Here is a 20396-nt window from a genome sequence, read left to right as displayed (position 1 = left end):
GCTACAAGATACCGTTTTTATTTGACCCACCCGGTAGCTGATTCAGGGGAGGAAGTTGTTTACTATCTTATGACTCAGACAGGCGGGCGTTATTATTTTAGTATCTTTAGGATAACTAAAACTCATTCCCCATACTTATGAAATTAAAACGTTTACCCTTCGCCTGGTTGGCCGTGCTTTGCTTTCTATTCAGTTGCAGTAAAGACGACGATTCGGATAAACCAAAGCCGGAACCGGCAGCGCAAACAACTTTCAAGGCTACCATTGCCGGGGCTAGCTGGCAGGCCAAAAACCAGAATACGGCAGCTTCCGGCGGCTTACTGGGAATTTACGGCGACGATGGCGCTGGCAAGCAGATCACGATCAGCATGAATACCCCTACCAAAACCGGCGCTTATACTTCCGGCAGCCTTTCCTATGAATTAACGCATGCGGGTGGCAGCTCCTCCCGTTGGACTGGCCTCTTAAGCGACAGTACCAAAAACCAGCTCAACATTACCAGCTACGACGCCGCCACGAAGAAAATTTCCGGCACCTTCCGTTTTACCGGACTCAGAGTTTTCGGCGCCAGCACCGAACCGGATTCTATAATGGTTACCAACGGTACGTTTACCGATATAAAACTCCCTCAATAGCCAGTGTGCCTGATATTGAAAAAAGCTACCAGAACCGGTAGCTTTTTTTGTTTTTGCTCTCAGGTGTGAATAACCACCCCCAACCCCTCCTTGAAAAAAGGAGGGGAGCTTTGCGGTAATGCTTTCCATTGGCTTTTTGCGCTTAAAGCATATCGTTTCTTCTTTTCAGAAAAGCTGGAATAAAAACTACCACAGCTAAAATTCAGCAGAAAAGCAGCTCCCCTCCTTTTCAAGGAGGGGTTCGGGGGTGGTTGATTTCCGCGCGGAGCTGCCTGAACACGAACTGCAAAACCCTATGAAAAAACCTCAAAAAACTCTCCTATCTTACATCCCCAAAATCAACATTCCAAAACGTTAAATGGACTTGACCGAAACGAAAATACCCGAAGCGCCTGTCGCTACCAATAAACACCCGAAGCAACTTTACATGCTCTTCTTTGCCGAAATGTGGGAACGTTTTTCTTTCTACGGCATGAAGGCGTTGCTGCTGGCTTACATGGTTACCCAACTCAAATTCGACGAACCGAAAGGCTATGCCATTCTGGGCTCCTATGCGGCGCTGGTGTACACCATGCCCATGTTCGGCGGCATTATGTCCGACAGGTTTCTGGGCGGGAAGAAGGCGGTGATGTTTGGCGGCATTCTCATGACCATCGGGCATTTGGTGCTGGCGGTGCCGGAGGACTGGAGTTTCTTTTACGGCATGGCTTTTATTATTTGCGGCAACGGTTTTTTCAAGCCCAATATTTCCAGCCTGGTAGGTACGCTTTACGCCGACAACGACCCGCGCAAAGACAGCGCTTTTTCCATTTTTTACATGGGCATAAACATTGGCGCGGCGCTGGGCGGTTTGCTTTGCGGCTACGTGGGGCAGCAGATAAACTGGCACTACGGTTTCGGGCTGGCCGGGCTTTTCATGATCCTGGGTTTAACGGTATTTTCCCTGGGTAAAAAAGGCCTGAAGCACGGAGCTCCGCCGGATGCCGAAGCGCTGAAGAAACCGGTATTTGCCGGCATCAGCAAAGAAGTGGTTATTTACGGGGCTACCCTGCTCCTTATCCCGGTAATTGTGGCCTTGTTCCACCGCTACCACCTCATGGATTACATCATGTTTGGTTTAGGTGCAGTTTCGGTGAGTTACATTTTGTACATCGCTTTCCGGATGGAAGCTGAAGCGCGCTACAAGCTGTTTGCCGCCCTTACGATGATCGTTTTCTCGACTTTGTTCTGGGCCTTTTACGAACAGAATGCCGGCTCGCTGAACCTCTTTGCGATGCGCAACGTGGACATGCATGTGTTCGGCACGGAGCTTCCGGCTTTGGCGGTGAACAATTTTCTACCGCCGGCCTGGGTAATTGTGCTCAGTTTCTTTTTTGCCTGGCTCTGGCCTGCTCTCAACCGCAAAGGCCTGGAACCGGGCACGCCGCTGAAATTCGGTATCTCGTTCCTGTTTATGGGCCTGGGCTTTTACGTGTTTTACTGGGGCTGCCAGACCGCCGACGGTGGCCTGGTGCCGCTGCTGACTTTTGTACTGGGCTACCTCTTTATTATTTGCGGGGAGATGTGCATTTCGCCGATCGGGCTGAGCATGATCACGAAGCTGAGCCCGGCTAAAATTGTGGCCATGATGATGGGGATCTGGTTTTTCGCCAGCGCCATCGGCGAGTTCCTGGCTGCTAAGATCGGTGCCCGCATGAGCGTACCGGCAAACGTGGTAAACAACCCGGTGCAATCGCTGCCTTACTACGCCGACATCCTGAACCAGATTGCACTCTACTCCATCGGCATCGGCGTGCTGCTGATCTTATGCGTGCCGGTTATCCGGAAGTGGATGGCGGATGTGCGGTGAGTTTTGGCTTTTGGGTAAATAAGAAAGCCTTCCTTGTCTACAAAGAGGGCTTTCTTATTCATCTGGAATTAAACATTATCAGCCACGAATTATTTAAGAACCAGTTTCTTTACAATCTGCTGCTTTTCATTTGAGATTTGCAGCAGATAAATCCCTTTTGGCTGGTTTGTAAAATCAAGAGTCAATTTATTAAGGCTGGTCATTTCTTGCTTCAGAATCTCTTTGCCGAGAGCATTCATTACTTTAAAAGAAATATTTCCTTTTACCTGGCTTTCAATTTTAAATATGCCGGTACCAGGATTTGGGTAAACGAGAAAATCACCCTCTTTAAAATCAGTTCCAGAGATCCCTAATGCACTTCCAATAAATTTATGCATCTTATAGTGGCCTCCTGTCCAGCCTGCATTACTACTTGCAAAACCTACATCAGAGTGAATGTTAAAACTATCAAGCACCATCCAGGTATAGCCATTATCATTGCTAAAGGCAAAACCCCCGATGTTGTTTGAGGGGCCATTTCCCCAGAACGTACCCGTACTTATATAACTTGATGTTCCGGGAATACCTGCAATTTTTGACCGGAACTCACCTGTATGAGGAATATTTATCCAGGTTAAACCACCATCTGAAGTACCTTTTAGCTGTGTTCCTTCTACCAGAATGCCATTATTTGTATCTGTGAAAGCCGTTGCGCTGATAAAAGAGGTGGAATTAATTCCACTTGGAGTAAAAACAGACCAATTCTGACCTTTATCGGTTGATTTAGCCATTCTGCCTCCGCTAACTAAGCCCCACATGGTATTGTTTAATACTGTTAATACAGACGCTGCAGAAACCGGTGTTTGACTTCCTGTAAAATTTGCTGACGTAAGATTCGTCCAGAGTGCTCCACCATTAGTAGTAATGTAAGAGCCCTGCGGACTATGCAAGTAACCATTATTCGGATCGAAAAAATGGATGTAGTTAAAAGTATTAAATGTGCCGCTTCCTGTATTAAAAATTGCCTGTCCCCAAGTTGCTCCACCATCTGTTGTCATAGAATAGGACTTTCCGCCCCCGCCGCCTGGCCCAGTATAGGTATCTATGTAGAAAGCAGTATTGCCATCTTTTGCGAAAAGTTCAACAGGCCTGTTATAATTACTTCCCAGATTACCATAGTACTGCCAGTTCTGGCCGCCGTCTACAGTCTTAAACAAGCCAAAAGTTGCTAATTTTGCCCAAACAATATTTTCATCTACAACTGAAATATTACTTATTGGGTAACTGCTAACAGTAGTGAGTGGTTGATCTATGTATTGTGCTTCAGCTACAGAAATGGAGAGAAAGCTAAATAAGAATAAAATTTTCCTTTTCATAAATATGCATCTTAATGAACATGAATTATAAAGGTAAATCTAATAACAAAACAGCAAATAATTAATAAGCTATTCTATGCAAAAACATATTTATTAATCTTGCCTCGTTAATCTGTCCTCGGCGCCAACGCATACTCGATAGCCGCCAGCATCATCACCGCGGCCGGACCTTCAATCATTCTGATCGGGCCGACATTAGGTACCAGTTCCGGAAGTTCGGAATCCAGGCTTTTGGAGCAGGGGAAAGCAAAGCTGCCGGCCATGGCGGTCCAGAAAAAGGCAGGCAGAGCAGCGCGGAGTTTTAGTTGCTGCTGACGGTGGCCGCGTTTGGCGCGGGAAAGGCACAAACTACTCGCGCTCACGAAAGAGCCGAGCATGATTGACAAAGCATCGTAAAATTTGGTGTTCGGGGTGCATTTCGGGTTAAAAAGGCAGGTTTTATCCCAGTCCATTAATAATCCGCATACTGCCGTTAAAGCGGCTACGCCCGTAAGCATTGCCAGTCCGGTTTCATTGTATGCTGCTATGTTTTAAGATTTGTTTTTACAGAAAAATTCTTTCTACGGCAAAACCCCAAAACAGTAAAACCGCAGGACCAGCTCCGGATCGGCCTGCGGCTTTCTGTAATGCCTGCGAGTGAGCAGGACTATGTTTTTAAAGGGTTATTCTACTTTCTGAAATTTTTCGTTGGGCAGGGTGCCGGAGGGAGCCTTGCCGCCGGGCTGCACTTTTATGGTGGAGCCGGTTAGGGTGCTCACGTAATAGTCGGCGGGCTGGTTTTTGCCTAACTGCGCCAGGGCTTCTTCAAAGAGTTTTTCGTGCTGGGCTTCGGCCTCCATGGCGTAGGTAAACGAGTTGGCGGCCTGGGTGGCTTTTTCCTGTTTGGCGGTTTCTACAAAGGCGGGGTAAAGGTCTTCGGTTTCTTTTTTCTCGCCGCCAATGGGGCCGCGCAGGTTTTCGCGGGTGGTAAGCACTTCCACTTTGTCGTAAACTACCTCGGCGGGCCTGCCTCCCATTTTCTGGATGGCTGCCTTGTGGTTAGCCATATGGATGCTTTCGGATTTGGAAATGGCCCGGAAAAGTTTGGCTACCTGGTCGTATTTTTCTTCAGCAGCTTTCTTCGCGAACATTTCGTATTTGCGGGAAGCATTGGCTTCGGCCTGATAGGCCTGCTGCAGGTTCTTCAGGGTTTGCGATTGGGTTTGGGATTTAGCCTGCGGCTTGGTTTGCACAAAGCTGAACAGGGCCAGGCTGAAAAAAAGAAGTAAGATCATTTTCATAAATCGGCTTTTAAGTTGTCCTTACTTCTTACGCACCACAACAAAGGATCACTTGTTCAGACAACCCGAAAAAAGTTAATAGCCTGTAGCGCTTAGTAAAATCCCGTATCGGCCAGGTAACACGTTCAGCAGCCATTATTTTGCACCGCACAAAACCCCGAAATAAAATGCTGCAGGCTCCGGAGAAGCAGCCTGCAGCTTTCCTTTAACCAGCGCCCTAAGCCAGACTAAACCTGCCCGGCGCCCGGTTCAACGCCTGAACCTGCACTTTATACTTCGCCGGCAGCAGCAATACTTTCAAAACCCAATCGAGGCGTAGTTTGCGGCTTAACCGGTAAAGTGGCACGGCCGGTTGCAACACCGAAGCTTTTCCAATTTTCAGTAGTTTACGCACGCGTTTCGGGATAACCAGTAATTGCGCCTGCAGCAAAATGCGGTAGCGGGTATTGCCCAGGTGCTTTTTATATTGCTTACAAAGATCGGTGGTAAAGCGGCTTTTTCCGAGGCTCTGGAGCAGGTGTTCGGCCCGCATAGCCTGCCATTGCGGAAAGGTGTTCGGCAAGTCCGGCAAGCCCAGGCGTAAACCGATGCACTTAAAAACTTCAAAAACTTCCTCCTTTTCGGCAGGGGTAAGCGGACGCTCCAGCAACGCAAAGCTCCGGATCGAGTAATCGGTCAGCATAAAAAGCACATCGCGGTAAGCCTGGTCGGGCAGCGCTTCACCGGACTTATACGCCGCCTGGGCCTGTTTTTTTGCCAGCGCATCAAGCACCCTTTCTGCTGCTCTCTTTTCCGAAAAAACGATTTCCCGCGCGTATTCTATGGTAGAAAAAAGTTGTTCCAGCGGGTCGCCGGGGAGTTTCCCGGTAAAATAAAGCCAATCGGCTGTCTTGTTTAAGGTAAACTCTGCCGCCGCCCCGGCAAAAATGAACAAAATAATGTCGGAAGTACTCCATATCTGCCGCACCACCGAACCCTCCTTTACAAAATACTCCATACTGTTCAAACGAAAAGAAACACCGATTTATGAGATCGCCTTGGCTAATCCATTTTAATTTCCGGAGCAAATCCAATACCGTTTACAAGTTGTAATAAATTAATTATCAAACTCTTACACATAAAAGTCAAAAATTTCAAATAACGCAATACGCTTCCCGGTTTTCATTTGCGTTTCAGGTTTTGTTTCGGCAATTTCAGCGCCTGAAAACCCTGATCCGGAACCATGCAAACTTATACTGCCCTGCTTCGCGGCATAAACGTAAGCGGCCACAAGAAAATTAAAATGCCCGACCTGAAAGCCCTGTTCGAGAATCTGGGCTTTACGAACGTGCGCACCTACATCCAGAGCGGCAACGTGGTTTTCGATAGCGAAACTTCGGAAGACCTGGAAAGTAAAATTTCGGCAAAGATCCGGGAGCAATTCGGTTTTGAGGTACCGGTAATTTGCCGGAATAAGCAGGAAATGGAAGAGGTACTCAGGCGCAACCCCTATGCGGAAATGGCAGAGTTCGACCCGGAAAAACTCTACGTTACCTTCCTGGCCGAAGAACCGCAACCCGATAAACTGGAAGCTATTAAGGCCTTTACTTTTGAACCGGAAATGTATACCATTCTGGGCAGAGAAGTGTACGTGTACTGCTTCAACGGCTATGGCAACACCAAACTGGAAAACCTGTTCTTCGAGAAAAAGCTGAAAGTTACCTGTACCACCCGCAACTGGCGCACAGTAAACAAACTGGTGGAAATGAGCCAACCCGAAACCGTAGCCAAATAATGGAAAAAATCTTTGCAAAAAACCGCCAGGAATGGCGCAACTGGCTTGAGCAAAACCACGAAACGGCCAAAGAGATCCGGCTGGTCTATTACAAGCTGAGCACCAAAAAGCCCACCATAACCTACGAAGAATCGGTAGAAGAAGCGTTATGCTTTGGCTGGATAGACGGCATCCGCCACGGCATTAACGAAGAAAGCTACATGACGCGATTCACGCCCCGAAAACCTAAAAGCATGTGGAGCGTGGTGAATCAGGAGCGCATAGAAAAACTCATTGCCGCCGGAAAAATGACCGAAGCCGGCCTGAAGCTGGTAGAAATTGCGAAGCAGAACGGTCAGTGGGAGGCCGCTTATCACCTGAAAGCCAAACAGGAAATTCCCAAAGACCTGGACGACGCCCTGGAAGCGAACGAAGCCGCGCTCATCTTTTTCCGGAGCCTGAGCAACACGAACCAGTTCATCTACATCCGGCAACTCGAAAAGATCAAGAACCCTGCGCTGCGGGCCGAACGCCTGCAACGGATCATTGCGCTTTGCGAGCGGGAACTGAAGCCTTTTGCCGATGGCAAGAAAGCTCTTTCGGATTCGATTAAGTTGTGAGTTTTTGGTCCAGTTTGGTAGCGTTTTTTGGTTGAGGAAATACTTCTATTCTTTCTCTTACCACTCCGGAAGCTAACTTAGCAGGGGAAAGAAATTTATCGGGTCATCCCGACGTCAGGAGGGATTTCATCAAGTTGATACTACCTTCTATTCCTGCTTTGCTACCTTATTCCGGATATCTCTTCCTCTGGTCGCGATGACAAAAAGCTGTTTTACATCCTATTCAAGGGCATAATCGTGCCTTTCCCCTGCTAGGTTTGCACAAGGAAGGATTAATTGCCCGGTGCAATCATCATTGCCGTCTGCTTTAGCTGACGGATAGCAGGCATTCCCTTCATTGGCTCTAGTCTTAGTTTTGATTATTGTTCAACCCAGAAATTTGGCTTAAGCCGTATTTCCAACATTTTAAAACCGTTAGTTAAAGCAGACAGCAAGAAAAAAACAATTCACCAGCAGTAATCCGAAAGAAAGGCTATCCTGAAAAACCTTCCATCAACCCGGATTTAAAATAAACATTACCCGGCCGGTTGCGTTTTATAGGCCTGTTTATTCGTAGAACCTCCGGCTCTTTATGCTCATAACCCAGAAACTGCCTCTTCGCTACCTTTACAACATGATCCGGGTAGACGTAATCCGTGTTTTGTTATTTTCGCTTACCTTCAATTTTTTCAAATTCTTTTTCAACGATTACCTGCCTTCCATGCCTGCCCAGCTGCCTACTATTCTGGGTACGGCCATTTCGCTGGTGCTGGCGTTTAACCTGAACCAGTCGTACGACCGCTGGTGGGAAGCGCGGCGGGTTTGGGGCGCTATTACCAACGATTCGCGCACCCTGATTACGGAATTAAAGAATTTTATACGGCCGGACAAACTGGGCACAACCGAAATCAAAGAGCTGCTCCGGAAAATTGCTTACCGGCAAATTGGCTGGTGCTATGCGCTGGGCGAATCGTTGCGCGGCCAGGATTCGCGGGCTTCTATTCTGAAGTACCTGGTGCCGGCGGAGGCCGGTTTTGTATTACCGCAACGCAATAAGAATTACGCCATCATGGACCTGCACCTGCAGGACCTTAAAAAATTATACGAACAGGAGGCCCTGAACGCGTTTCAGCAAATAAAAATAAGCGATACCATTACCCGCCTGATCGATTCGATGGGCATGGCCGAACGCATTAACACCACCGTTTTTCCGGTTACCTACCGCCTGTTGGTGCACTTTTTCATTTACCTGTTCCTCATCATTCTTTCCTTAGGCCTGGTAGAAACCCTGGGGCCGCTGGAAATCCCGATCCTGATCCTGATTTCTTCTACCTTCTTTCTGCTGGAAAAAACGGCCACCTATTTACAGGACCCGTTTGTAGACCGGCCCACCGATACGCCGGTTACCTCTATTGCCCGCAACATTGAAATAAACCTGAAGCAACTCCTGGAAGAAACCGATGTTCCCGAACCTTTTGCGCCAAAAAGTTTCTATTTAATGTGATTTTAATGTTGGGTTTTTACCTTGCGGGAAAACAAACAACTTCTTTCACCAAATGAGAACACATACCCAGGAAACCCAGCAAAGCCTGACGCCCGAAATGGCCATTACCATTCTGCAGGAAGGCAACGACCGCTTTATTAAAAACCTGAAAGCCAACCGCAATTTGCTGCAGCAGGTAAACGAAACTGCTGCCGGGCAATTTCCTTTCGCCGCCATTTTAAGCTGCATGGACTCCCGCACCTCCGCCGAACTGGTCTTCGACCAAGGCCTGGGCGATATTTTCAGCATCCGGATTGCCGGCAACGTATTGAACGACGATATTCTGGGCAGCATGGAATACGCCTGTAAAGTGGCCGGCTCCAAACTGGTGGTGGTTTTAGGCCATACCAAATGCGGCGCCATTATCGGGGCCTGCAACCAGGTAGAGCTCGGCAACATTACTGCTATGCTGAATAAGGTAAAACCAGCTATAGAACAGGAAACCCGGACAACCGAAAACCGCACCGGCAGCAATCCGGCATTCGTGAACCAGGTAACCGAAAATAATGTGCACCTGACCATGGCCCGCGTCCGGAAAGAAAGCCCTATTTTAGCGGAAATGGAAAAAGACGGCCAGATCCGGATAATCGGCGGCGTGTACAACGTAGAAACCGGCAAGGTAGACTTTTACCTGCAGGATTAATAGCGTTTAACTTCACCCTTCATGCAAGCTATAAAGTTTGTAGTTTTTGATTTTGACGGTACGCTGGCTGATTCTAAACACGTGGCTATTTCGGCCATAAATCAGCTGGCGGACCGTCATCATTACAAACCTATCCGGCCTGAAGCACTGGAACAATTGCGGAAGCTGTCTATTGCGGAGCGCTGCCGCTTGCTGGGCTGGCCGGTGTATAAACTTCCCTTTTTAGCTGCCGAATTATACCAGCTCTACAAACATTCCCTCCACGAAATAAACCTGTTTCCCGGCATCCGGGAACTGCTCACCGAACTGCAGCGCAACAACATACAGGTAGCCATTCTTTCCTCCAATTCCGAGCAGAACATCCGTACTTTTCTGCAGGCGAATAATCTGGAATTTGTGCAACACGTGATCTGCTCGAACCGGATCTTCGGGAAAGATAAAATGCTCCGGAAATTCCTGAAAACCCACCAACTGCAACCCCAAAACGTACTGTATGCAGGCGACGAAGTGCGCGACGTAATAGCCTGTAAAAAGTGCGGCATAAAAATAAGCTGGGTAAGCTGGGGCTTCGATTCGCAGGAACTGGTTCAATCCGAAAACCCCGATTTCATTGTCCATTCGCCGGAAGAGATTCTGGGCCTGCTTTCTATTTCTTCAAAAGCCTCTTCGGTTGAAGATTTGATTCAGAAAAGGTAAATTCTTCCTTTCAGCTTTAAGGGTACAGCCTTCAGATATTGTCTCAGCGTTAAATACCTAAGAAATGCTACTGTTTCCGATGAAAAAAGTATTGCTTGCCTCCCTCCTTTTTGCCGCGCTTTTCGCCGGCTGCACGCCCGTAAAAATTGCCCTGAACGACAGCCAGTGGCCGGAGAAAAAAGAATACGCCGTTACGAATAAAAAGCCCTTGTTTAAGCAGCAGCAACTGGCTTTCGGCGATTTCCAGACCCGGGAAGTAAAACGTTCCTGGACGAAGGGCACCCAGGGGCTTTCGGGCGTTTTTATCGGCGATTCCGGCGTGGGTTTTAACCACATCACCAAAAAGCAGAAGTTCCATTTCAAGCTGCAAGGCGACCAGAACCAAACCTCCGAAGTAAACTGCGCCACCAACATCCGGATAAAAGACCTGGTAATCGGCAACCCCAATTCCGGCCTCAACACCATGCTCGATTTTCTCAGCATCGGCATCGATACCGACAACCAGTTCTACGCTCAGATCCTGGCTGCTCCGGAAACGCAACCCTGGCAACTGATCCTCGACAACCGCGCCATCCAGATCTCCCGGAATTATGCCGGTTCGTTAATGCAGTCGCCGGAGAATTATTATACCATTGTGCCGGTAAATAAAGTGCAGGGTAAAAACGGTCCGGTTGCTTTCCCCATCGGGTCGGTTGGGTACGAGATCCGCAACAAGCAAAATGAGCCGGTGGCGGCCGTTTCGTTAATCGACCGGGGCACGGTTTACCTGAAGGAAGTGCCGCCGGCCGAGAAATTCCTGTTAGCCAATGCCTGTGCGGCCTTGCTGCTGCAGGCCCGGGATTTGTAACCTTTCCGTCATCTAAAGCAGACGGCAATGAATAGTAATTCAGTCAAAAAAGCAGTCATCCTGAGTTAGGAAAATTTTGGGTAGAAATTTCTTAAAGTTGCGATGACAGCTGAAGTTCACTATGGCCTGTGCTGGAAGAAACCTGTGAGGTCTCGGAGACCTCACAGGTTTGGAACGTGCTGCTTTAACATGTCATGGGTAACGATAGCGAATGACCTTGCCGGAATTTAGTGGTAAACCCTCTACCGGGAGCCAACGAGGTCCTTCGCTGTGCTCAGGATGACGCAATATTTTATGCAGTTTCTAATTATGCCATGGGTAGCGCCAGCGAAACATGACACCTGGCTATGAGATAGCTTCTTATTTATGAAATAGCTCCTAATTCAATAGCAAAGCGGATTCCTGTATTGAGCTACCGCCGGTATTTCATCACCGTCCAGGGGAAAATGGCCCAGTATGCGGTTTCTATGCCGGCGGCTTTTAAGCCGTTGTTGGTCCAGGTGTTGCAGGTTTTAAGGAAGGAGAAATGGCCGTGCGCTTCGTAAAAATTATCGTCGCCGGAATAGCCGCCGCCAGGAATAAGTAAAAAACTGCCATCCTGTTGCTGAAACGAATGCAGGATGTAGTTTACCAGTTTTTCGTATTGGGCTTCCGATAAAATAACCGGCCGCTGATCTTTATCCGGCTGCAAGCGCCGGCGAATATAATTGACGTGCATTGCGCTGGGCGTAGGCCAGAGTACAGCCTGCAGCGCTACATACGGCCTCAGGTTCTTCCACTGCGGAGTTTCCATGTAAAAAAGGCGGTCGCCCCAACCAAACGCCACATACTGCCAGGTGCTGTCTACAGCGCGGTAATCGGAAACGGGCAGACGGTTTCGCCAGTCAATAACGGGCGTTTTTACCGGCAGCACCAGATCCGTATGCGCACCATTATCGATCACGTAAATCTCGATCCCTTCCGGTGCCTGGGCAAAAGAAGTATTTACCGGAATAAGCCCGATAGCCGTAACGATCATGAAAACCAATAGCAGGAAAGCTGATAGAAAACCAATGGTTTTCCCTAATACCCTGAAGATCTGTTTTAAGTATGAAGACATTGGTATCTGGATATTAGCATCTGGGCTGAAAATCTATAAATGACTACGCTTCAGGGAATTACCCTTTTGCCTTCAGGTTATACGGTCATTTTAGTTCACCAACTTACTATTCATTCCTCCTTCTCTTAAGGAAACCCTGCTTTTTCTGGTTTGTTGCCGCCTGATGGTTTTTTCGGGCAAAACCGTAGCGTTTCCGGAGGAAAATTAAATATCCAGCACGCTCCGTTTCTGAGAGTCCTGCCCGAACGGCACCACCTGCTTAATAACCGCCTGTAATTCCTGCACCAGTTTCCGCCGCGGGTACGATTCCGACACCACCAAACTGATTTCGCGCACTGGTTTCGGCTCGGCAAATTCACGCACTTTTTCTTTCTGGCCGGGCGTTAAATTCAGGATGGCAAAATGCGGAATAATGGTCAGGCCTTCGTATTTATCTACCAGGTTTATCAGCGTTTCAATACTCCCGGCTTCGTAGTGCAAGTTATCGCGTTCCGCTTCCTGTTTCTTCAGTTCGCATAAGTTGAATACCTGGTTCCGGAGACAATGCCCTTCCTCCAGCAACCACAGATTCTCCAGGTTTATTTCTTTCGGTGCCAGGTACTTTTTCGCGCTCAGCTTCTCGCTTTTAGAGGCATAAGCAAAGAACTCCTCGTAAAATAACGGGTGCTCCTTTAATTGTTCTTCGTGCAGTGGCGTTGCCAGAATGCCCATGTCCAGCTCCCCTGTTTTCAGCTTTAAAATGATATCGTTGGTTACCATTTCCTTGATGTAGATCTTCAGGTTTGGGTGGCGTTGCGAAAAGCTTCTTAAAAACAAAGGCAGTAAATAAGGCGCCAGCGTCGGGATAATACCCAGATGCAGTTCGCCGGTAACTTCGCCCTTCAGCTCGGCGGCATATTCCTTTAAATGTGCCACTTCCGCCAGTACCTGTTTCGCCCGCATAATAATTTCCTCGCCCTCTCGGGTTGGCACCACGGGTTGTTTTTTCCGGTCGAAGATCTTGATTCCCAGTTCCTCTTCCAGCTTCTGGATCATCATGCTAAGCGTAGGCTGGGTGACAAAGCTGTTCTCCGCCGCCCGGGCAAAATGCCGGTACCGGTCTACGGCTACGATGTATTCTAATTGTTGCAGGTTCATATTTTAAATTGCTACAAAGCTGAATTGTTAAATTGTTGGCCCGCCTCCCAGAACTTAGGTGGAGGACCTTTGATTGGCTTACGTGGGCAACCACCCCCGAACCCCTCCTTGAAAAGGAGGGGAGCTTTTCGGTACTGTTCCTAATTAACTTTTTAACCTTAGACCTGGCGTTTTGCTTTCCGGAAAAGCCGGAATAAAACTACAAAAGTTAAGATTTTGCAGAAAAATAGCTCCCCTCCTTTCCAAGGAGGGGCCGGGGGTGGTTTTCTCACGCATTCCCGATCAAAAGTCCTCCCCTGAATTAGGGGAGGGTTAGGGTGGGGTCATACATCATAAATTCCATCTATACAAAGATAGAAAATATCAGTTTGATTGATAAACGGAAAGGCTGCAATTTTGCATCATCAGAAACCAAAAAACATATATAAACCATGCAAAACAGAATCTTATCCATCGGCTCTACCTTTCCTGATTTCAAAAAAACGGCAGCAGTTTCTATCGAGAACGGCAAGGAATTTTATGAACTGAACTCCGAAGAAATTAAAGCTTCAGGCAAGTGGCTCGTAATGTTCTGGTGGCCGAAAGACTTTACGTTTGTTTGTCCTACCGAAATTGCCGAGTTCAACAAGCATTACCTGGATTTTGTAGACCGCGATGCGCAACTGATCGGCGCTTCTACCGACAACGAATTTGTGCACGTAGCCTGGCGTAAAGACCACGACGACCTACGCGACCTACGTTTCCCGATGCTGGCCGACACTTCCAAATCTTTAGCCGAAGAGCTGGGCATTCTGGAGCAGCACGAGAAAGTTGCTTTACGCGCAACCTTCATTGTTGACCCGCAAGGCATTATCCGGTGGGTGAGCGTAAACGACCTGAACGTAGGCCGTAACGTGAACGAAGTGCTCCGCGTGCTCGACGCCCTGCAAACCGACGAGCTCTGCCCATGCAACTGGCAAAAAGGCGAAGCAACGATAGAAGCTTAATCTGATTTGGAGATGTGAAGATTTGCAAATGATTCTTCCATCTCCAGATTTCAAAACCAGCTTCATCTTCAAATTTCCAAATTTTCAAATCTTCAAATTAACATCATGCTCGATATAAAAAATGAAACGCTGGAGCGTTTGCTGCAGGACTATAACCTGACCGAAGCTCCGCTAAACGACGGCGTACAATTACTGGCCGATAAAGACCACCGTTACCTGAGAGATTTACGCATTAACCTGAACAATGCGCTTTCCTATGCCAACCTGACGAAAAAAGAAAGCTATCTGCTGGCGCTGGCGGTGGCTATAAACGAGAAACACGAAAACCTGAAGCTTACTTTCAGCCAGCTTGCCGCCGGCGAGGGCGCTACTTCGGAAGAGATTACCGAGTTGTTTGCCCTGGTTTCGCTCATGAACGTGAACAACATTTTCTACCGTTTCCGCCACTTCACGAACAAAGAATATTACAACCAGACGCCGGCCGGCATCAAAATGAGCATCATGATGAACCCGGTACTGGGCAAGGAATTCTTTGAGCTCACTAGTCTGGCTATCTCGGCGGTGAACGGTTGCGAAATGTGCGTGAATGCTCACGAGCAAAGCGTAATGCAGCACGGCGCCACCGAAGCCCGCATTTACGATGCCATTCGCCTGACGGCGGTGGTAAAAGGCTTTATTAACCTGTTCTAACCATTCGGCCTCTCACCTGAATCGTTAAGTACAAGCGAAGCACCCTGCCAGAACCGGCAGGGTGTTTTTTGTTTCAGGCTAACTTAATTCCGTAAACGGCAGTTAATACTATTCTTAAAAATGCTATTAAATGAAACAGTTGCTTTTAGTTTTCTGCTTTAGTTCTCTACTGTTTTCCGGCTGCAAATCGGCCAACGAAAAGAAAGCGCCCGAAGAAAAAATGTCCGCTAAGTTTACCGCCATCGTTCAAAAAGAAACCGTGCTCGATTCCATTCCTTCGGGTTCGGGACTCGTATTTTACGGCGAACATGCCTTTATCATTACCGACGATTCGCCTTACTTTTTCCGTTTGTCGCGGAGGTTCGACCAGGGGCAGAAATTTCCAATCAGCAATACCACCGGTTTTACCGATTTCCGGATCCCCAAAGCCCTGAAACCGGATTATGAAAGCGCCCTAATTGGAGAAATTGCCGGCAAAAAGTGTCTGGTGGCTTTCGGTTCGGGCAGCAAATCGCCGGAGCGGGATTCGCTACTGGTAGTGGCACTGGATAACCTGCAAAATCCGAAAACCTATTCTTTAAAACCTTTATACGAATTAATAAAAACTACTGCTAAGCTAACGAATGCCGACATGAACGTGGAAGCCAGTGCACTGGCCGGCGAATACCTTTACTTGTTTAACCGCGGGCACAACGTATTGGTACAACTGAACTGGCGGGAAACGATAGCCTTTATAACGGAAAAACCCACCGGCCAGAATCCGCAAATGAAAACTTATCGACTTCAGCTTCCCAATATTCAAGGCGTAGTTCCCGGGCTTTCCGGCGCTTGCCAGTTAGGAAATGAGAACAAACTATTGTTCACCGCTTCAGTAGAAAATACCCAAAACTGGATCGCCGACGGTGAAATTCTGGGCAGCTTTATCGGCATCCTGAATCTGGATAAATTAGAAACGGAGCCGGTACAGGCAGTAGCCTTACTAACTGACTCTAAAGGAAAGGCGGTTATCGAAAAAGTGGAATCGATCGAATACGCCGGTACGGAAACGGACGGTACTATACGCGCGTTTGCGCTGACCGACGATGATAAAGGCGGCTCCAAGATCCTGGAAATTCGATTAAGGTTTTAATGCAATGCTGTTCCTGTAACCATGCCGCTAAACCCGTTATTTTAACGAAAAGAGGGATTATATCCAGGTGCCACCAATTTAAAAAGCTCTTAAAAAACTCTTCGGGACATCCTAACCGCTCCCGCTCTTCCGGACATCTCTGTCCGGAAGAATCCTGCCGGGGACATCCTTGTCGCCGTATTTTTAGCACGCGGAAGAGGATATCCGCAACAAAAATGGTTTCGGCCAGAGATGTCCGAAACAGCAAAAAGCCGAAACGCTGGAATTACCCTGCAGGAATAAAACAGGCCAGAAAACATCAAGTGATTTGTACAGAAAGCCGGGAATTGTTATCTTGAAAGCATGGCAGCAAAGATCCTTTTTTCCGAAACGCAACGCTTTAAACAATGGTGGCTCTGGCTGCTTCTGATCTTTTCAGCATTCATCCCATTTTTTGGGTTATACCACGAATTACAGAAACCCGAACCTTTTGCGGACGCCGCCACCAGTACCGGACTGGTGCTTGCCCTGGTCGTGATTATTCCGACGGTGGCTTTGTTCATGCTTCTCCGGCTCGAAACCCGGATAACGGAAGGCGGCATTGCCGTAAAATTATTTCCGCTTCACTTAAAATTCCGGCAATTTTCCTGGCCGGAAATAGAGCAGATCTACGTGCGTCAATATAGTCCGGTTAGTGAATTCGGCGGTTGGGGCTGGCGCTATGGTTTCGGTGGAAAAGCGTACAACGTTACCGGAGACATGGGCATGCAGATCGTATTCAAAAGCGGCAAAAAACTGCTTATCGGCACGCAAAAGCCGGAAGCTGCCGCCGAAGCGTTAAAGCAAGCTTGGCCGGTAGCGCAATAGTTCACATGGAAAACCTCACAGGTTTCCAAAACCTGTGAGGTTTAGCACAATCGAAACTTCCGCGTAAAACCCGTAACTTCGGCCACGTATGCAGCGCCTGAAAGAAATTCTTTTTAAACCCATAGACATTGCTTCGCTGGCCTTTTTCCGGATCGTGGCGGGCATGTTGCTTTCTGCCGAACAAATAAACCAGTTCTTCACCGGCGATTACCTGAATTACATTCAGCCCAGATTCAATTTTTCGTACTTGTTCTTTCCCTGGCTGAAGCCTTTTCCGGAAACGGGCATGTATGCGCTCTGGGCGGTTACTATTTTAGCCGGATTCTTTGTAGCCGCGGGGGCCTTTTACCGCATTTCCACGGTGGTACTTTTTATCGGGTATTCCTTACTGTTTTTAATGGAGGAAACCGAATTCGTAAACCACTTCTACCTGTATTGCCTGCTTTGCTTCTGGCTCATGTTTTTGCCGGCGCACCGCGCTTTTTCCGTAGATGTCTGGCGTAAACCAGAATTGAAACGAAGCTGGACACCCGCCTGGACCGTATACCTGCTTTTGTTCCAGATAAGCGTGGTTTACTTTTATGCCGGCCTGGCCAAACTGCACGAAGACTGGCTTTTAGCCCGGCCATTAAAACTCTGGATGAGCTACAAAGCAGACAAACCGGTAATTGGCGGAGTGCTGGCGCACGAAGTCACACCCTGGATCATGAGTTATGCCGGCTTGGTATTCGATCTGCTGTTTGCGCCCTTACTCTTGTACCGCCGCACCCGCTGGCTGGGCTTCACTCTGGCGGCCATGTTCCATTTGTCGAATGTCCTGATCTTCGGCTTGGCCACGTTCCCCTGGTTTTCGCTTACGCTTACGAGCCTTTATTTCAGCCCGTCGTGGCCACGCAAACTGCCGTTCTTCTGCAAATTCATTCCGGCCTTTAAGGGTGAAATTACGCCGAAACCGTATGCTTTCCGTTATAAAAACCTGCTTACTTACAGCCTGCTGACGTATGCGGCCTTGCAGCTCTTCATTCCGTTCCGGCATTTCCTTTACCCCGGCAAAGTAAACTGGACCGAAGAAGGGCACAAATTCTCGTGGCACATGATGCTTCGCGCCAAATCCGGCTTCACCAATTTCCTGGTTATTGTTCCCGGGCCGCAGCAGCAGCGCTTTTCCATAAATACTTCCGATTACCTTACCGAAAACCAGATCCGCAAAATGGCCGACCAGCCCGATCTGATATTACAATTTGCGCATTTTCTGGCGGAAGAATACGAACGGAAAGGCCATAAACATGTGCAGGTGTATGTAGGCAGTCAGAACAGCTTGAACGGCCGGAGCGGACAGGTTTTTATAAACCCCGACGTGAATTTAGCCGCCGAGAAAAGAAGCTTGAAATCGTATGTCTGGATCTTGCCTCTTAAGGAAGAAGAAAAACAAGCAGAATAAAACGGTAGTTTTTCCTGCTAAAAACCGGTTTCAGGCGCAAGGCTGTTTCATTCCTGCAAAGCCTCCCCATGAGCAATTAAGGGGGGGGGGGGGTATTAATTACCATTGCTCCTTTCAGAAACAGCCTTTTTGAGGCTGTCGCCTCACTGAAGTTGAAAACTTCAGATTATATATAGGTCAAAATTTAAATTTAGACCAGCATTTCTTGTGAATGAAGCTACCACGGCTTCAGACAAGCTTATTATCTCGCGCACAACGATTCCCAATCCAGAATAGCCGGTTCGTAGCCTAAATTATAGGCCAGGGTAAAATGCCGGCAGGCTTTGGCATGCTGATCTAGGGAATATTCGGCTTTGCCCAACAGGTAATAAAGCCGGCCGTTTTTCGTGTCGGTTTTCAGGGCGGTGGTGTAATCTTTTATGGCCAGGTCGTATTTATCGGTCAGGTAAAAGCCGAAGCCGCGGTACAGCAGGGCTTTGTTCTTTTCTTTTTCTTCCAGCGGCTTTTTCAGGTAATCGGTCAGGTCGGAAATGGCACCGCTCCAGGCATTGAGTTCCAGCAAACGAAGCTCGCCACGGTATAAATAAGCCCTTCTGAAATTATGATCGTAGTCGATGGCGGTAGAAAAATCTGCTTCGGCCTGCTGGTAATTCCGGAGTTGTACGTGGCATTGCCCGCGGTTAAAATAAGTTTCGGCCAGCGGCGTTTCGTTCAGCCTTATAGCCATGTTGTAATCTTCTATGGCGGCCCGGTAATCTTTGTACACGTTCTGGTTAATAAAACCGCGCTTCTGATAAGCTTCCGAAAAACGGGGCTCAAAATCGATGGCTTCGGAAAGCAGACTGTGGGCACTGCTCCATTGCTGCTGCTCCATAAACGTAGTGGCGTTGCGGAAGCGGTTCTGAGCCGTCACAAAATCCATTACCGTTTTCACCACCAGGCTGAACAGGATAATGGCCACCAAGAACCCAACCGTTATCTGCCAGTCGCGTTTGGAGAAGCGGCGTTTGGGAATGGGGCGGTAATGCCGCTCGTGCACCGAGGCCGGACGGCGTTGCCGCGCCGCCTGGTAGGCCTGCTGGTTATATTGCTGGGTTCGCTGCTGCTGAGCAGCATAATCGAGCTTCAGGTCGTAGATCCGGCGCTTCTGGGGGTTCGCTAAAACCTGATAGGCCTCGCTTACCTGCTTGAATTTTTCTTCGTAGGAAACGTCGCCGCGGTGCTTGTCGGGGTGATATTGTACGGCCAGTTTTTTGTACGCGGCTTTAATTTCCGGCGTCGTAGCCGTTCGTTTCAACCCTAAAACCGAATAGTAGTTTAACTGCACCAGGTTCCTCTCTAATATTTAATTTAACAAAAACGGTATTGTTTCAGCCCTAAAAGGTTAAACTTCGTAATTCCTCCCGAACGAACCAATTTCAGGTTATCATTTTTTTACCCGAAACCGTATACTTTTCTCAACTAAAACTATGAAGCCTCTATGACCAACGCTGACAACCATAACGATCCGTCCAAAACAGGCCGGCCCGGCGACATCATGACCAACCTGATGGGTTACATCGACACCCGCATCGACCTGATCCGGCTCGAGATCCAGAACAAGATGAAGGCCGGTTTTGTAGGAATTCTGCACGCAACCATGCTCGGCTTTACCGCTTTTATGGCGCTCATCTTCCTGAACGTTTTCCTGGGCCTGCTTTTAAACGACCTGCTCGACAGCCGGTTCTGGGGCTTCGGCATTATAACCGCTTTCTACCTTATTCTGTTCCTGATTTTCTTCTTTGGCCTCGATAAAAAAACCTTCCAGGGTCTGGCCGATAAAACGTTTGAAAATACGATCTACAAAAACGATAAAACTGCAAAATAAA

21 protein-coding genes are annotated in these 20396 nt (G+C 48.2%); 14 read left to right on the top strand and 7 right to left on the bottom strand.

The genetic code is table 11. The annotated features are described in order from the left end of the window. Nucleotides 1-137: 137 nt before the first annotated feature. Both F0P94_RS13195 and F0P94_RS13190 read left to right on the top strand, forming a co-directional pair. Nucleotides 138-635, top strand: a complete 498-nt coding sequence (locus F0P94_RS13195) for a DUF6252 family protein (RefSeq protein ID WP_150904371.1) — start codon at nucleotides 138-140, stop codon at nucleotides 633-635. Between the two features lie 358 nt (nucleotides 636-993). Then, nucleotides 994-2484 carry a peptide MFS transporter gene (locus F0P94_RS13190; protein ID WP_150904370.1) on the top strand — a complete coding sequence of 497 codons (1491 nt, stop codon included), beginning with the start codon at nucleotides 994-996 and terminating at the stop codon, nucleotides 2482-2484. An 89-nt stretch (nucleotides 2485-2573) separates the two neighbouring features. Here F0P94_RS13190 and F0P94_RS13185 read toward each other — a convergent pair whose 3' ends face one another. The 4 genes from F0P94_RS13185 to F0P94_RS13170 all read right to left on the bottom strand — a co-directional run bounded on the left by F0P94_RS13185 (nucleotide 2574) and on the right by F0P94_RS13170 (nucleotide 6116). Next, on the bottom strand, nucleotides 2574-3839 hold the full coding sequence (locus tag F0P94_RS13185) for a T9SS type A sorting domain-containing protein (protein WP_150904369.1): 1266 nt from the start codon (nucleotides 3837-3839) through the stop codon (nucleotides 2574-2576). Between the two features lie 107 nt (nucleotides 3840-3946). Beyond that, nucleotides 3947-4336: a hypothetical protein gene (locus tag F0P94_RS13180; protein ID WP_150904368.1), complete on the bottom strand. Its 390-nt coding sequence runs from the start codon at nucleotides 4334-4336 to the stop codon at nucleotides 3947-3949. A gap of 165 nt (nucleotides 4337-4501) precedes the next feature. Continuing rightward, nucleotides 4502-5113: a rubrerythrin family protein gene (locus F0P94_RS13175; protein ID WP_191907038.1), complete on the bottom strand. Its 612-nt coding sequence runs from the start codon at nucleotides 5111-5113 to the stop codon at nucleotides 4502-4504. A 223-nt stretch (nucleotides 5114-5336) separates the two neighbouring features. Next, nucleotides 5337-6116 carry an oxygenase MpaB family protein gene (locus tag F0P94_RS13170; protein WP_150904366.1) on the bottom strand — a complete coding sequence of 260 codons (780 nt, stop codon included), beginning with the start codon at nucleotides 6114-6116 and terminating at the stop codon, nucleotides 5337-5339. A 225-nt stretch (nucleotides 6117-6341) separates the two neighbouring features. Here F0P94_RS13170 and F0P94_RS13165 point away from each other — a divergent pair, with 225 nt between their 5' ends. From F0P94_RS13165 to F0P94_RS13140, 6 genes are all read left to right on the top strand, one after another. After that, nucleotides 6342-6893, top strand: coding sequence for a DUF1697 domain-containing protein (locus F0P94_RS13165; RefSeq protein ID WP_150904365.1), 552 nt, complete (start codon nucleotides 6342-6344; stop codon nucleotides 6891-6893). Continuing rightward, nucleotides 6893-7492 (top strand): YdeI/OmpD-associated family protein, encoded by a 600-nt coding sequence (locus F0P94_RS13160; RefSeq protein ID WP_150904364.1) that lies wholly within the window; start codon nucleotides 6893-6895, stop codon nucleotides 7490-7492. The genes F0P94_RS13165 and F0P94_RS13160 overlap by 1 nt, the downstream gene beginning before the upstream one ends. A gap of 571 nt (nucleotides 7493-8063) precedes the next feature. After that, nucleotides 8064-8975, top strand: coding sequence for a bestrophin family protein (locus F0P94_RS13155; protein WP_150904363.1), 912 nt, complete (start codon nucleotides 8064-8066; stop codon nucleotides 8973-8975). A 52-nt stretch (nucleotides 8976-9027) separates the two neighbouring features. Next, nucleotides 9028-9657 carry a carbonic anhydrase family protein gene (locus F0P94_RS13150; protein ID WP_150904362.1) on the top strand — a complete coding sequence of 210 codons (630 nt, stop codon included), beginning with the start codon at nucleotides 9028-9030 and terminating at the stop codon, nucleotides 9655-9657. A 21-nt stretch (nucleotides 9658-9678) separates the two neighbouring features. After that, a complete protein-coding gene (locus tag F0P94_RS13145) occupies nucleotides 9679-10353 on the top strand; it encodes an HAD-IA family hydrolase (protein ID WP_150904361.1) in 675 nt (224 codons plus the stop codon). A 64-nt stretch (nucleotides 10354-10417) separates the two neighbouring features. Further along, the gene (locus F0P94_RS13140; RefSeq protein ID WP_191907037.1) at nucleotides 10418-11200 is read left to right on the top strand and encodes a hypothetical protein; all 783 of its coding nucleotides are present in this window, start codon (nucleotides 10418-10420) and stop codon (nucleotides 11198-11200) included. Between the two features lie 412 nt (nucleotides 11201-11612). On the opposite strand, the gene F0P94_RS13135 is transcribed toward F0P94_RS13140, so the two are convergent. Further along, a complete protein-coding gene (locus tag F0P94_RS13135; RefSeq protein WP_150904359.1) occupies nucleotides 11613-12299 on the bottom strand; it encodes a TIGR02117 family protein in 687 nt (228 codons plus the stop codon). Nucleotides 12300-12503: 204 nt separating this feature from the next. Then, entirely contained in the window at nucleotides 12504-13436 is a 933-nt protein-coding gene (locus F0P94_RS13130) for a hydrogen peroxide-inducible genes activator (RefSeq protein ID WP_150904358.1), read from the bottom strand. Nucleotides 13437-13867: 431 nt separating this feature from the next. Here F0P94_RS13130 and F0P94_RS13125 point away from each other — a divergent pair, with 431 nt between their 5' ends. The 5 genes from F0P94_RS13125 to F0P94_RS13105 all read left to right on the top strand — a co-directional run bounded on the left by F0P94_RS13125 (nucleotide 13868) and on the right by F0P94_RS13105 (nucleotide 18528). Then, nucleotides 13868-14422 carry a peroxiredoxin gene (locus tag F0P94_RS13125; RefSeq protein WP_150904357.1) on the top strand — a complete coding sequence of 185 codons (555 nt, stop codon included), beginning with the start codon at nucleotides 13868-13870 and terminating at the stop codon, nucleotides 14420-14422. Nucleotides 14423-14527: 105 nt separating this feature from the next. Continuing rightward, nucleotides 14528-15112 carry a carboxymuconolactone decarboxylase family protein gene (locus F0P94_RS13120; RefSeq protein ID WP_150904356.1) on the top strand — a complete coding sequence of 195 codons (585 nt, stop codon included), beginning with the start codon at nucleotides 14528-14530 and terminating at the stop codon, nucleotides 15110-15112. A 130-nt stretch (nucleotides 15113-15242) separates the two neighbouring features. After that, entirely contained in the window at nucleotides 15243-16241 is a 999-nt protein-coding gene (locus tag F0P94_RS13115; RefSeq protein WP_150904355.1) for a DUF6929 family protein, read from the top strand. A gap of 342 nt (nucleotides 16242-16583) precedes the next feature. Beyond that, a complete protein-coding gene (locus F0P94_RS13110) occupies nucleotides 16584-17087 on the top strand; it encodes a hypothetical protein (protein WP_150904354.1) in 504 nt (167 codons plus the stop codon). A gap of 88 nt (nucleotides 17088-17175) precedes the next feature. Further along, a complete protein-coding gene (locus F0P94_RS13105; protein WP_150904353.1) occupies nucleotides 17176-18528 on the top strand; it encodes an HTTM domain-containing protein in 1353 nt (450 codons plus the stop codon). 241 nt (nucleotides 18529-18769) lie between these two features. Here F0P94_RS13105 and F0P94_RS19915 read toward each other — a convergent pair whose 3' ends face one another. Then, nucleotides 18770-19855, bottom strand: a complete 1086-nt coding sequence (locus F0P94_RS19915) for a DnaJ domain-containing protein (protein ID WP_150904352.1) — start codon at nucleotides 19853-19855, stop codon at nucleotides 18770-18772. A 153-nt stretch (nucleotides 19856-20008) separates the two neighbouring features. Here F0P94_RS19915 and F0P94_RS13095 point away from each other — a divergent pair, with 153 nt between their 5' ends. Further along, nucleotides 20009-20395 carry a phage holin family protein gene (locus tag F0P94_RS13095; protein ID WP_150904351.1) on the top strand — a complete coding sequence of 129 codons (387 nt, stop codon included), beginning with the start codon at nucleotides 20009-20011 and terminating at the stop codon, nucleotides 20393-20395. Nucleotide 20396 lies beyond the last annotated feature (1 nt).

The sequence above is a fragment of the Adhaeribacter soli genome (assembly GCF_008727925.1).
GTDB classification, from domain to species: Bacteria; Bacteroidota; Bacteroidia; order Cytophagales; family Hymenobacteraceae; genus Adhaeribacter_A; species Adhaeribacter_A soli.
The sequence above is the reverse complement of the archived record's forward strand: the minus strand, read 5'-3'. Positions and strand labels throughout refer to the sequence as shown.